The organism is Actinoplanes sp. NPDC051411, from assembly GCF_040682075.1.
In the GTDB taxonomy this organism is placed as follows: domain Bacteria; phylum Actinomycetota; class Actinomycetes; order Mycobacteriales; family Micromonosporaceae; genus Actinoplanes.
In genome coordinates, this window is sequence record NZ_JBFBAD010000052.1 from 58,410 (window position 1) to 70,984 (window position 12,575).

The following is a 12,575-nucleotide window of genomic DNA, read 5'->3' on the forward strand; positions in this document are numbered from 1 at the left end:
GGGCAGAGCGGTGACTGACGGGCTCGAAATCCGGCCGGTGCGGGGCATCGGCGACATCACGGCCGGCGACGACCTGGCGTCGCAGATCGCGGACGCCGCGCCGTGGCTGGCCGACGGCGACGTGCTGGTCGTCACCAGCAAGATCGTGTCGAAGGCCGAGGGACGCCTGGTCGAGGTTCCGGCCGACGGCCCCGAGCGCGAGGAGGCCCGGGCCGCGGCGCTGGTCTCCGAGACGGCCCGGGTGGTCGCCCAGCGCGGGCCGACCACGATCGTCCAGACCCACCACGGCTTCGTGATGGCGGCGGCCGGCATCGATGCCTCCAACGTGGACAAAACCCATCTGGTGCTGCTGCCGGTCGACCCCGACGAGTCGGCCCGCAAACTGCGCGCCGACTTCAAGGCCCGCGGCCTCGGCGTGTCCGTCATCGTCTCCGACACGATGGGCCGCACCTGGCGCAACGGGCTGACCGACGTGGCCCTGGGCGCGGCCGGCATCGAACCGTTCCGCGACCACCGCGGCGAAACGGACCCTTACGGCAACGAACTGCAGATCACCCAGATGGCCATAATCGACGAGCTGGCCGCGGCCGGCGAACTGGTCAAGGGCAAATGCGACCAGGTGCCGGTGGCGGTCGTCCGCGGCCTGGGCACCCCGTCCTCCGACGGCGCCGGCGCGGTCGCCCTGCTCCGCGACGCCGAGAGCGACATGTTCAGCCTGGGCACCGCCGAGGCGCGGGCGGCCGGCCTGCGCGACGCGGCCGTCCTGCCCGACGGCTCCCAGCTGGCCCTGCCGGGCACCGCGGTCGACCCGGCGGCGGTCTCCCGCGCCCTGTCGACGGTGGCCGAGCTGCTGGCCCACGGCACCGAGGTGACCCCGGCCGAGGTCTTCCCGGGCAACGGCGCCACGGCCGCCCTGCACGTGGCCTGCCCGGGCAACTCCCCGGCCGCCTTCATGCGGCTGGGCGCCGACGTCCATCGGCTGCGGGTCGCCCTGGCCGCCGAGGGCATCCCGTCGGTCCCGCTCCCCCACGACGACGGCGTCCGCCTCGACCTGTCCGGCTCCTGACGTGACGCCCGCCGACTTGTGGCGCCCAGCCGAACGCGGCGGGGATCCGGGGGAACTCGCACCTCGCGATCGGTCGCTAAACGGGGGCAGGGAGAATGCTGAGCGTGCTGTATGACGACGCGGTGGCGGTGCTGAGCCGGTGGGAAGCGACCTCGCCGGAGGCCGACCTTGCCCGGAAGCAGACGGTGGAACTGCTCGAGGCCGGGCCGGTGGCGATGACCCGGGCGCACCGGGCCGGGCACGTCACGGCCAGCGCGCTCATCGTGGGCGCCGACCGGCGGGTGCTGCTGTGCCTGCACGGGCGGCTGCGGATGTGGATGCAGCTCGGTGGGCACTGCGAGGAGTCGGATGGGTCGCTGGCGGCGGCCGCGCTGCGGGAGGCGACCGAGGAATCGGGCATTCCCGGGCTGGTCCTCGACCCTGATCCGATCGACGTCGACATCCACCCGGTGCGGTGCGCGCCGGCCGAAGGGCGGCCGGCCGAGCCGTCGTTCCACTATGACGTGCGCTTCCTGATCCACGCGCCGGCGGGGGCCCGCGAGCAGATCAGCGACGAGTCGGAGGCGCTGGCCTGGTTCGCCGGTGACGACCTGCCCAGCCCGCTCGCGCCGTCCACGGCCCGGCAGATCGCGCCCGCCCTCGGCCGCTTCGCCTGACGACAGCGGAGCGTTCACCAAGCCCGCCGGCCTCATCGAGGCCGCCCGAGTTCAGCCCGCCGAGCTTCACCAGGGCCGCCGCGTTTCACAAGGCCCGCGGAGCTTCACCAGGCCCGCCGCGTTTCATCAGGGCCGCCGAGCTTCACCAAGCCCGCCGAGCTTCACCAAGCCCGCCCGAGTTCCACCAGGGGCGCCGGGCTTCACCCACCCCAGCCGAGCTCAGCCAAGCCCACCGGGCTTCACCCACCCCCCAGCCGAGTTCCACAGAGGCCGGCCGAATTGGCCAGGGCGGCCCGAACTCGCCCGCGACCGCCCGAGTTTGCCAGGGCGGCTGGGTCTTCACCGGTGCGCCGGGTTTACCAGGTTCGCCAGGGGTCGGTCAGCTCGTGGCGGGGCAGGTGGTGGCGGGTGCAGAAGGCGTCCAGGTCGGCCGCGGAGTCGGCGAGGGTCTGCTCGATGTAGCCGCAGAGCAGGTCGCGTTCGGCGGTGGCGATCGCGGCGTGGGTGTGGTCGTCGTTGAGGGTGTTCAAGGCGGTGACCACGTCCCTGATGGCAACGGTGAGCTCGTCGTCGGGGGTGGCCGGGGTCAGGGTGCGGACGGCGCGTTCGAAGGTGTCGAAGATGGCGTCGTAGCGGTGGAGCAGGCCGGGCGGGAAGAGGCGCGCCGTAATCTCGTCGGTTTCGGCCAGGGCGCGCCACTCGGCGGTCGGGCGACGGGCCATGATCAGGGCTCCTCATCGGGCGGAGGCCGGCGGCATCCGCTCCATTCAGGACCTGCACCTCGCCCGGCGATCACGCGACTGCGGGGCGACGTCAAGGTGGCGGCTGGCCACGCCGGTCTGCTGATCACGCGACTATGGGGGCGACGTCAGAGTGGCGGCTGAGCCGCTCAGCTTCGCGTGATCGGGCGGGCCGGACCGAGACGCTAGATGTAGCCCAGCTCGCCCGAGTCTTTCAGGGCGTCGACCAGCGACTTGACCTCCTGGGCGCGTTCGCGCGGGCACACCAGGACGGCGTCGGGGGTGTCGACGATGATCAGGTCGCGGACGCCGAGCGCGGCGACCAGGCGGCCCGGGGTCGGGACGACGACCAGGTTTTCGGCCTCGCGGAGGAGGACGCCGGGCTTGGTCTCCGGGTCCTGGCCGACGATCACGTTGCCCTGGGGGTCGGCGGCCAGGACCTCGCCGAGGGTGTGGAAGTCACCGACGTCGTTCCAGCCGAAGTCGCCGGGGACGGTCGAGACCCGGCCGACGACGGCCGCGCCCTCCATCACCGCGTAGTCGACCGAGATGCGGGGCAGGGTCGGCCAGACCTCGCCGAGCACCTCCTCGCGGGCGGCCGAATCCCAGGCCTGGGCGATGCGGGAGATGCCGGCCGCCAGCTGCGGCTGCTGCCGGGCCAGTTCGGCCAGGAAGACGTCGACCCGCCAGACGAACATGCCGGCGTTCCACAGGTAGTTGCCGGACTTCACGTAGCTCTCGGCCACGTCGTAGGACGGCTTCTCCTTGAACTCCTCGACCCGCATGATCGGGCCGTCGCCGCGGGTGCCGCCGCACTGCAGGTAGCCGTACCCCGTTTCGGGGCGGGTCGGCGTGATGCCGAGGGTCATCAGCTGGCCCTGGCGGGCGCCCTCGATGGCCGTGCGGATGACCTCGGTGAACTGGTTTTTCTCGCCGATCAGGTGGTCGGAGGCGAACGAGCCCATGATCCCCTCGGGGTCGCGCCGGGCGATGACCGCGGCGGCCAGCGCGATGGCCGCGCAGGAGTCGCGGGGCGACGGCTCGACCAGGACGTTTTCCTCGGGGACCGTGGTGAGTTGACGGGAGACCGCGGCCGCGTGGGCCACGCCGGTGACCACGAAGATGCGCTCCGGCGAGGCCAGCTGGTCGAGTCGCCCGACGGTGGCCTGCAGCAGGGAGGCGTCGGTGCCGGTCAGCGGGTGCAGGAACTTGGGGTGACCGGCCCGGGAGAGCGGCCACAGTCGGGTTCCGGTGCCGCCGGCGAGCACGACGCCGTACAGAGCACCCTGGTCGTCAGTCATGCGCACAGAGTGTAGTGGCTCAGGCCGTCACAACCCGTTTCCACGTCGTGACATGCACTTCCGCGCTTGACGCCCACGCGAACTCCTTGGCCCGCTCGAATCCGGCTTTGGCCAGGGTTGCCCGGCGTTGCTCGTCGTGGAGCAGGTCGGCCAGATCGGAGGCGATGCGGTCGGGGTCTTCAGTCGTATAGGCGACAGCGTCACCGCCGACCTCGGGCAGGGACAGCCGGGGGGTGGTGAGCACCGGCGTGCCACAGGCCATCGCCTCGAGGATCGGCAGGCCGAAACCCTCGCCGAACGACGGATAGCAGGCCACCAGGGCGCCGCCGAGGAAACCGGGCAGATCCGCGTACCTCAGATAGCCGGGACGCAGCAAGCGCAAGTGAGACGGCACCTCGCCGACCGCCCGGTCGATCTCGTCGTCGTGGCCCTGGCCACCGGCGAGAACGAGCGCCGGCGGGTGCGGCCAGTCGGCGACGGCCCGAGCCCAGCCCCGGATGAGGTTGGGAACGTTTTTCCGGGGTTCCTTGGCGCCGAGGAAGGCCACATAGCCCGAGTCGCCGAGGCCGAGGCGGGCCCGGACGCGGGCCTTCTCCTCCTCGCTCGGCATGTGGAACGCGGCGTGGTCGACGCCGTGGTAGGCCACGTCGATGCGGGTCGGGTCGGCGTCGAGCAGGCGGATCAGTTCGTCGCGGGTGGCCTTGCTGGGCACGATCACCCGGGCCGCCCGGCGCAGCGACGTCTTGATGGCGCTGCGGAAGAACGTGCGCTTGGTGTTGTCGTAGTGCTCCGGCTCGGTGAAGAACGTCGCGTCGTGCACGGTCACCGTCACCGGGCAGCCGGCGCGCAGCGGGCACGTGTAGAACGGCGAGTGCAGCACCTGGGCGCCGACCTGCTGGGCCAGCAGCGGCAGCCCGGTCTGCTCCCAGGCGAGCCGGGCCGGGCGGTGCGCGACGGCCGCGGGGCCGGCGATCACCTCGGCTTGGCTGAGCATGCGGCTGTAACGCTCCGCATCCGAACGCTGGGCCACGACGACCAGATCGACCCGCTCGGGGTCCAGATCTCCCAGGGCGCCGAGGAGCCCGTCGACATATCTGCCGACGCCTCCTCGGTCTGCGGGGACGCTGGTGGCGTCGACTAGCACTCGCGGGGGGCGACCGGCGGTCACGAGGCAACTCCCAAAGAGGTTGTAATTCAGACCACTGGCAAGACTACGCCCGCAATGCATCGCGCATGTCACCGCGACACCGCGGAGTTGTCAGCGTTTCCCGGATCTGCGGATGTCATCCATCGGACGTTCAGTAATAGCTACACAGAGTGACAAGATTATCGTGAATCACGTGGAATCAACGATCTCTCGGACGCTCGCCTCGGCCGTGCGGCACTTTCCGACGACCCCGCTGCTGACGTTCTACGACGACGCGAGCGGCGACCGCACCGAGCTGTCCGGGGCGACCCTCGACAACTGGGTGTCCAAGACCGCCAACCTGCTCCTCGACGGCGTCGGGCTGGCGCCGGGCGACACGGTGGCGGTGCTGATGCCGCCGCACTGGCAGACCGCGGCGGTCCTGCTCGGCGTCGCCTCGGCCGGCCTGACGGCCGATCTCGGTGAGGGGCCGGGCGCGGTGGACGCGCTTTTCACCACCCCCTCCGGGGTTGCCGCCGGGGCGGGCAAGGTCACCCCCGACCGGTACGCGACGGGACTGCTCCCGCTGGCGATGCCCCTGCGGTCGCTGCCGGACGGATATCAGGACTACGTGCTCGAAGTACGCAACTACGGCGACCACTTCGGCGGCGCACCGGCCGGCCCGGACGACGAGACGGTGCTGAGCCGGGCCGCCGCCCGGGTCGCCGAGCTGGGCATCACGACCGGCGACCGGGTCCTGATCGACGCGCGGGCCTACCCCGACCCGGTCGACTGGCTGTTCGCGCCGCTGGTCGCCGGCGCGTCGACCGTGCTGTGCGCCAACCTGGATCCGGCCAAGCTGGACGCCCGCGCCGGCACCGAGAAGGTGTCGCTGACCCTGACCCGCTAGCGGCCGTTATCGGCGATGGGCGGCGCGCTCGCGGGCCAACTCCTCGAACGCGGCCAGCGACTCCGGGTTGGCGAGCGCGCCCTTGGCCGCCGCCGATTCGACGGGTGTGCCGGTCAGGATCCGCTTGACGGGCACCTCGAGCTTCTTGGCCGACAGGGTGCGCGGCACCGCGCGTACCTGATGGATCTCGTCCGGAACGTGACGCGGTGAGAGTGACCCCCGGAGTTCGCCCTTGAGACGCGCCCGCAGGACGTCGTCGAGTTCGACGCCCTCGGCGAGCACCACGAACAGCAGCAGCTCACCGTTCGGGTCGTCACCCTGCTCGAGGTGGACCACCACCGAGTCGAGCACCTCGGGCAGCCCCTCGACCACCGAATAGAACTCGGACGTGCCCAGCCGCACGCCGCCCCGGTTGAGCGTGGCGTCGGAACGCCCGGTGATCACCGACCGGCCGGCCGCGTCGATGGTGATCCAGTCGCCGTGCCGCCAGACGCCGGGGAAGACGTCGAAGTAGGCCTCGCGGTAGCGCTTGCCGTCGGGGTCGTTCCAGAAGCCGACCGGCATGCTGGGCATCGGCGCCGTGATCACCAGCTCGCCCAGTTCGTCGATCACCGAGTTGCCGGCCGGGTCGTAGGCCTCGACCTTCGAGCCCAGGCAGCGGCACGCGATCACACCCTCGATCACCGGCAGCAGCGGCGCCGAGCCGACGAAACCGGTGCACACGTCGGTGCCGCCGGACAGCGACTGAAGCTGGAGATCTTTACCGACCGCCGCGTAGACCCAGTCGAAGCCCTCGGGCGGCAGCGGCGCTCCGGTCGACCCGATCGCCTTGAGCTCCATCCGACCACCCCGCCCACCGCCCTTGAGCGGAAAGACCTGCTTTCCCGGCGTCAACCCGGCCTTCCGGCACGCCATGAGGAAAGGCGCCGACGTGCCGAAATACGTTATGCCCGCCTCGTCCACCAGATCCCACAGGTTTGACATGTCGGGATAGCCGGGGTTGCCGTCGAAGAGCACGATCGCCGCGCCGACGGCCGGGCCGCTGACCAGGAAGTTCCACATCATCCAGCCGGTCGTGGTGAACCAGAAGAAACGGTCCCCCGGACCCAGATCGTGATGCAGGGCCAGCATTTTCAGGTGCTCGAGCAGAATGCCGCCGTGCCCGTGGACGATCGGCTTCGGCAGCCCGGTGGTTCCCGAGCTGTAAAGGACGTAGAGCGGGTGAGCGAACGGGACTCGGGTGAACTCCAGCGGATCGTCGCCGGTCAGATCGGACCAGTTTCCCGCCGCGCCGTCGAGATAGCCGATCGTCACTACCTCTTCGATCGACGGAATGGCGTCCTGGATGGCCGCCACCTCGTCGCGCCGGCTGATCGCCTTGTCGCCGTAGCGGTAGCCGTCGACCGCCACCAGCAGTTTCGGCTCGATCTGGGACCAGCGGTCGATCACGCTGCGGGCGCCGAACTCGGGTGCGCACGACGAGAATGTGGCCCCCAGACTGGCGGTCGCGAGCATCAACACGTACGTCTCGGGAATGTTGGGGGCGTAAGCCGCCACCCGGTCTCCGCGGCCGATCCCGCGGGCTTTCAGCCCGGACCGCACCCTTCGGACCTGCTCGCGCAATTGCCCGGCGGTCACGGTTATCGGTTCCCGGCTTTGCGAGTACGCGAGGACGATCGGGTCATCGTCTCTGCGCCCGGGCATGCGCAGAACGTGTTCGGCATAGTTGAGCGTGGCGCCGGGGAACCAGACCGCGCCCGGCATCGACGCGTCGGCCAGCACGGCAGTGGGCTCGTCCTGCGCCATGACGTCGAAATAGTCCCAGATCGAGCGCCAGAAGGCGTCGAGGTCGGTGACGGACCATTGCCACAGAGCCTGGTAATCGGCGAACTTCAGCCCGCGCTCGCGCTCCAGCCACGACATGTAGTGGCCCATCCGGGAAGTCTCCCGAGCGTCGGCCGGCGGTTCCCACAGCACTCTGCCAGCTACCTCTGTGCCCGTCATTCCCACACCTTAACGCTCACTCAGCCCGCGCTTTCTGGATGGCCGTCCGCCTCGCGAGGCGGTGCTCCCGCCTGATCAGAGCCTCCCGGAAACGGCGCTGGTCCTCCATGTCTTCCGGCAACACCGGAGGAACCGCACGCGGGTGCCCGGCCACATCGACGGCGACAAAAACCAGATAGGCGGTGGCCACGGTCAGCGGTTCGGTGCCGGCCGCGTCCCAACGCTCGGCCGCCACCCGTACGCCCACCTCCATCGAACTGCTGCCCGTCCAGTTCACCTGCGCATAGGCGTGGACCAGATCGCCGACCCGTACCGGCTCCAGAAAGACGATCTCGTCGATGGCGGCGGTGACGGCCGTGCCCCCGCTGTGCCGGGCCGCGGCGGCACCGGCCACATCGTCGACGAACTTCATCAGCACGCCGCCGTGAACCGTTCCGTACAGATTGACGTCGACCGCCGTCATTATTCGGCTGAGCGTTACACGGGAGTAGGCGGTCGGGCGACCGACCGGTTCGTTCGATGGATGCCCCGGTGTCTGATCGGTCATGAGGGGTACGTTACGGCGCGGTTCCCCGTCATTGCCCAGGCCAGGTACGGTCCGGTCGTGCGCCACTTCAGGTCGATCTTGTATGCCGTCGTGCTGGCCGCGGCGGTCTGGGTGCTGGTCGCGGTCGGGCTGTCCCACGATGTAAGGGGCGGGTTCGCGGTCGAGTCGCTCACCGGGCTGGCGATGCTGCTGCTCGGCGGGGCGGCGTACGGAATCTTGGTTTTCGCCCCGATCTCACCGCTCGGTCCGACGGTGGCCGGGGCGGCGTTCCTCGCCGCCGGAGCGTGGGCGATCGAGTCGCCGTCGGCGTATGCCGGCGCGTGGCCGGCCGGAGCGGTGAAGGACGGCTTCGACCTGAGCCGGCCCGGTTATGGGCTGGCGGCGCTCCTGTCGGTGCCGATGATTTTGACCGTTCTGAGTGTGCGGCGGTGGCGGGGTTTTGAGCCGCCGGTTCTGCCGTTGGTCGGACAAATCGGGCGGACGCGGGGGGTGGTGGCCGGGCCCGGTGCGCCGATGGGGGTGATGGAGACCGGGGTGTTGCCGCTTTCGGGCTCGTCGGACTCGGGCTCGTCGGTTGAGGAAGAGCGGACCACGTTGATGCGGCTGTTCGAGACGCCGGAGGAGAGGACGACGCTGCTGCGCCGGCCGGTCGTCCAGGGCGAGTCGACGACGGTGGTCCGGAGGCCGACCGACGGCGAGGCTACGACGATCATCCGGAGGGTGCCGGGTGAGGCGTCGACCGCGGATTTGAATGCGGAGCGGCCAACCGACGAGCGGGTTACCGAGGATGTGCGGTCCGGCGAGGCCTTCGAGGAGCCGACGACGGTGTTCGTTGTCCAAGCGTCGGCCACCGACATCGGCGAGGACGAGACAACGACCGTTGTCGTCGCGGAGGAGGCGACCGCGGACATCCCGGCTGAGGAGCCGACCACGGTGTTTGTCACCCAGGTCGACGAGACGGTGCGCGATGAGCCGTTGACTGAGGCGATCTCTGTCGGGGCTGCGGCGACGGCCGGCCTCGATGACCCAGCCGCCGAGGGCCTCCCGCCCGAGCCGGAAGGCGCAGATCACACGGCGAAGCTTGTCGCGGAAGAAGCAACAACCGACCTCGTCGCGGACAACGCTGCCGTCGATGCCGAACCGACCCCGGATGCCGCCGCCGAGCCGGTGGCCACAGATGTCGCCGTCCAGGAGTCCCGGTCCGCCGGCAACGAAGAGCCGGTCGAGGCCGACAAACCCGGCGCCGCGAGCGTGACCGAGTCCGACGGCGGGGCGGAAGAGCCGGCCGACCTCCCAGGGTTCGCCGACGGTGAGGAGACGACGGATCTCGCGGCGGCGGCGGAGACCGAGCCGGCCATTGTTGCCGGGTCGGCGCCGGTTCCGCCGGCGGCTGCCGGATCGGCGCCGGCGGAGGGCGACGAGCGGCCGGGCATTGAGGAACCGGCTGCCGGACTGGTGCCGGTGATGGTTTCCTCAGCGGCGGAACCCGAGGACGACGGCCAGCACGTGGTCGGCGTGGCGGAGGCCGCGGCGGCCGGGGTGCTGGCCGAGGAGGTCGAGGAGACCACGTACCTGATCGTGGCCGGCGAGACGCCGGAGTTCGAGGTTCTGCCGTTGCCCGGCGAGCGGACCGTCGAGGTGCGGCCGGCCGGCCGCATTCCGGGTGAGACCACGCAGATATTGGGCGGGCCGGGCGAGGAGACCCGGGTCATCCTGCGGCGCACCATGGACGAGACGCAGGTGATCCGGCCGCCCGACGACGGCGGGCGCACCCAGCTGCTCGGCTCGAGCCGGTTCGCCCGTCCGGCCGAGCCCGTCGCGGTCCCGGCCGACCCGGCCTCCGAAACCAACACGGCCGACATACCGGCCACGGCCGCTGAATCGCCGGCCGCGAGGGAATCGACCACTGTTGAGAACCTCGCCCGCGAGGGCGACAGCGGCCGCCCGGCCAACGGGCGTCCCGGCCCCCATCGCGGCGGGTCGATCGTGAGTGCCGAGAGCCCGAACTTCGCCGACGACCCAACCGGCCGGCTCCAGGTCCCGGCGGCGGTGCCGGACGAGCCCGCCCGCACGATGACAGTGATGAACATGGAGCGGCCACCCGAGGACGTACCCGAGATCCCGTCTCCCCGCCGCTCGCCCGAGTCGGAGGGGTGAGAGTTAGCACAAATGATCGAACGATGTAGTAAAGTCACGACATGGAGCTCACGCCGCGCCAGCGCAGCATCCTGACGGTTATTCGCGACTGGGTCGACGAGCACGGCTATCCGCCAACCATGCGCGAGATCGGTGCCGCGGTGGGGCTGGCCTCCCCGTCCACGGTCGCGCACCACATGACGATTCTCGAGAAGAACGGCTTCCTGCGACGCGACGCGCGCGGTTCCCGCGCGGTCGATATCCGGCCTCCGGCCGACGAAACCGGGCCGGCCGCGGCCCTGCGGGGGCTCGACGACAATGACGTACGCGTCCCGCTCCTCGGCGCGATCGCCGCCGGCGCACCGATTCTGGCCGTTGAACACGTCGATGACGAGTTGACCCTGCCGATGTCGCTGGTCGGGCACGGCACGCTGTTCGCCCTCAAGGTTCAGGGTGACTCGATGGTCGACGCGGCGATCTGCGACGGCGACCTCGTCGTGGTCCGGCAGCAGCAGGTGGCCGAGGACGGCGAGATCGTGGCCGCGATGCTCGACGGCGAGGCCACGGTCAAGGTTCTGCGCCGGCGCGACGGCCACGTCGAGCTGCTCCCGCGCAACCCCGCCTACCAGCCGATCCCGGGCGACGGCGCGGTGATCCTGGGCAAGGTGGTGAGCGTCCTCCGGCGAATCTGAGTCCAAAGCGCTTTGCAAACCGTACGTACGTCTTGTTAAATCCAAGGCGTGCTGATCCTCATCGCGGCCACGTTCGTCAACGCGTTCGGCAACGGCGCTTACCTCACGACCGGCGTGCTGTTCCTGACCCGGGTCGCCGGCCTGTCCCCCGCCGCGATGTCGGCCGGGCTGAGCATCGGCGCCGCGGCCGGGATGGTCTCGATGACCCCGCTCGGCTACGTCGCCGACCGCTACGGCCCGAAACGCCTGCTCATCGGGGCGATGCTGGTGCTCGCGGTGGCCTACACGACGCTGTTGACGGTGCATAGCTCGGCGGCGTTCGCGGTGCTGTCCTGCGTGATCGCGGTCGCGATGGCCCTCACCAAAGGGGCGAACGGCGCCCTCATCGCCGGCTCGGTCCCGGTCGATCAGCGCCTCCGGTCCCGCGCCGTCCTCCGCTCGACCACAAACGCCGGCATCGGGGTGGGCACGCTGGTCGGCAGCGTGCCGCTGCTGCTTCACGGCCACCAGGCGTACGCGGGTGTGCTCCTCGCCAACGCCGCCTCGTTCCTCATCGCGGCCGCGATTTTGACGCGGGCCCGTCCCGTACCCCCGCAGGAGCGCCCCGCCGAGGGGCCGCGCCTGATCGCCTTGCGGGACCGCCCGTTTCTCTCTTTCGCCGCCCTCGACGGCGTGTTGACCAGCACCTTCAACGAACTGATCGCAATCGGTCTGCCCCTGTGGCTGGCGGCGCGCACCCACGCCCCGCTGTGGCTGATCTCGGTCGCGCTGATCATCAACACCGCCGGCTGCGTCCTCCTGCAGGTCCGCGCCACCCGCGGCATCGACGGGGCGGCGGCCGGTGCCGTCGCTTCTCGCCAGGGCGCGGCGATTATCGCCCTGGCGTGCGCCGTTTTCGGGCTGACGGCCGGGCTCCCGAGCCTGGCGGTCGGCCTGTTGGTGGTCGCGGCAGCTGTGATCCACGTGCTGGGCGAACTCCGGATGTCCACCGGCAGCTGGGCGATCCTTTTCGGTCTGGCGCCGGAGACCGCCCAGGGCCAATACCAGGGCACCTACTTCGCGGGCCGTCAGATCGGCGACACGGTCGCCCCGCCCTTGATCACCGCCTGCGTGCTCGGTCTCCACACGGCCGGCTGGTTCCTGTTGGGAGCGTTGTTCCTGGTGGGCGGGCTGCTCTACCGCCCCCTGATCGGCCGGGCCCGGGGGCCGGTGGGGGCGGCGTGCGGGCCCACGCCGGCGCGGGCGGCCCCCCCCCACCCCCACCAAACAAGGCGCCCCCCCCCCCGCCCCGCCCCGGGTGGTGGGGTGGGTGGTGGCGCCCGCGCCGGGGGGCGCCAACCCCCCCCGCCGCGCCCCCCCGGCATGAGTGACGACTGAACCGTCGAGGTCGCGGCGCG

General features: G+C 70.9%; 11 protein-coding genes. 6 read left to right on the forward strand and 5 right to left on the reverse strand.

Annotated features, from left to right (window positions below):
• Positions 1-10 precede the first annotated feature (10 nt).
• Together AB0M88_RS27130 and AB0M88_RS27135 are read left to right on the forward strand one after the other, a co-directional pair.
• The gene (locus AB0M88_RS27130) at positions 11-1,066 is read left to right on the forward strand and encodes a coenzyme F420-0:L-glutamate ligase (protein WP_364106957.1); all 1,056 of its coding nucleotides are present in this window, start codon (positions 11-13) and stop codon (positions 1,064-1,066) included.
• Between the two features lie 95 nt (positions 1,067-1,161).
• Complete coding sequence (locus AB0M88_RS27135; RefSeq protein ID WP_364106959.1) at positions 1,162-1,722, forward strand: NUDIX hydrolase; 561 nt, start codon at positions 1,162-1,164, stop codon at positions 1,720-1,722.
• A 356-nt stretch (positions 1,723-2,078) separates the two neighbouring features.
• On the opposite strand, the gene AB0M88_RS27140 is transcribed toward AB0M88_RS27135, so the two are convergent.
• From AB0M88_RS27140 to AB0M88_RS27150, 3 genes are all read right to left on the reverse strand, one after another.
• Positions 2,079-2,444 carry a hypothetical protein gene (locus AB0M88_RS27140; RefSeq protein ID WP_364106960.1) on the reverse strand — a complete coding sequence of 122 codons (366 nt, stop codon included), beginning with the start codon at positions 2,442-2,444 and terminating at the stop codon, positions 2,079-2,081.
• Positions 2,445-2,647: 203 nt separating this feature from the next.
• On the reverse strand, positions 2,648-3,763 hold the full coding sequence (locus AB0M88_RS27145) for a sugar phosphate nucleotidyltransferase (RefSeq protein WP_364106962.1): 1,116 nt from the start codon (positions 3,761-3,763) through the stop codon (positions 2,648-2,650).
• Between the two features lie 19 nt (positions 3,764-3,782).
• Positions 3,783-4,931 carry a glycosyltransferase family 1 protein gene (locus tag AB0M88_RS27150; RefSeq protein ID WP_364106964.1) on the reverse strand — a complete coding sequence of 383 codons (1,149 nt, stop codon included), beginning with the start codon at positions 4,929-4,931 and terminating at the stop codon, positions 3,783-3,785.
• A gap of 172 nt (positions 4,932-5,103) precedes the next feature.
• Between AB0M88_RS27150 and AB0M88_RS27155 the strand changes: the two genes are divergently transcribed.
• Positions 5,104-5,799 (forward strand): TIGR03089 family protein, encoded by a 696-nt coding sequence (locus tag AB0M88_RS27155; RefSeq protein ID WP_364106966.1) that lies wholly within the window; start codon positions 5,104-5,106, stop codon positions 5,797-5,799.
• 6 nt (positions 5,800-5,805) lie between these two features.
• Here the strand turns inward: AB0M88_RS27155 and AB0M88_RS27160 are convergent, their stop codons facing one another.
• Positions 5,806-7,803, reverse strand: coding sequence for an acetoacetate--CoA ligase (locus AB0M88_RS27160; RefSeq protein WP_364106968.1), 1,998 nt, complete (start codon positions 7,801-7,803; stop codon positions 5,806-5,808).
• Positions 7,804-7,819: 16 nt separating this feature from the next.
• Positions 7,820-8,350 carry an acyl-CoA thioesterase gene (locus AB0M88_RS27165; RefSeq protein ID WP_364106970.1) on the reverse strand — a complete coding sequence of 177 codons (531 nt, stop codon included), beginning with the start codon at positions 8,348-8,350 and terminating at the stop codon, positions 7,820-7,822.
• Positions 8,351-8,407: 57 nt separating this feature from the next.
• Here AB0M88_RS27165 and AB0M88_RS27170 point away from each other — a divergent pair, with 57 nt between their 5' ends.
• From AB0M88_RS27170 to AB0M88_RS27180, 3 genes are read left to right on the forward strand one after another with little or no spacing between them, the layout of a single operon-like run.
• Positions 8,408-10,507, forward strand: a complete 2,100-nt coding sequence (locus AB0M88_RS27170; RefSeq protein WP_364106972.1) for a hypothetical protein — start codon at positions 8,408-8,410, stop codon at positions 10,505-10,507.
• Between the two features lie 41 nt (positions 10,508-10,548).
• Entirely contained in the window at positions 10,549-11,178 is a 630-nt protein-coding gene (gene lexA / locus AB0M88_RS27175) for a transcriptional repressor LexA (protein WP_364106974.1), read from the forward strand.
• A 48-nt stretch (positions 11,179-11,226) separates the two neighbouring features.
• Positions 11,227-12,555 carry an MFS transporter gene (locus AB0M88_RS27180; protein ID WP_364106976.1) on the forward strand — a complete coding sequence of 443 codons (1,329 nt, stop codon included), beginning with the start codon at positions 11,227-11,229 and terminating at the stop codon, positions 12,553-12,555.
• Positions 12,556-12,575: the final 20 nt, after the last annotated feature.

Excerpts from the sequence above, each read along its gene's own strand:
- AB0M88_RS27135 (WP_364106959.1), top strand. The coding sequence starts at position 1,162 with ATGCTGAGCGTGCTGTATGACGACGCGGTGGCGGTGCTGAGCCGGTGG.
- AB0M88_RS27140 (WP_364106960.1), bottom strand. The coding sequence starts at position 2,444 with ATGGCCCGTCGCCCGACCGCCGAGTGGCGCGCCCTGGCCGAAACCGAC.
- AB0M88_RS27160 (WP_364106968.1), bottom strand. The coding sequence starts at position 7,803 with ATGACGGGCACAGAGGTAGCTGGCAGAGTGCTGTGGGAACCGCCGGCC.
- AB0M88_RS27145 (WP_364106962.1), bottom strand. The coding sequence starts at position 3,763 with ATGACTGACGACCAGGGTGCTCTGTACGGCGTCGTGCTCGCCGGCGGC.
- AB0M88_RS27165 (WP_364106970.1), bottom strand. The coding sequence starts at position 8,350 with ATGACCGATCAGACACCGGGGCATCCATCGAACGAACCGGTCGGTCGC.
- lexA (WP_364106974.1), top strand. The coding sequence starts at position 10,549 with ATGGAGCTCACGCCGCGCCAGCGCAGCATCCTGACGGTTATTCGCGAC.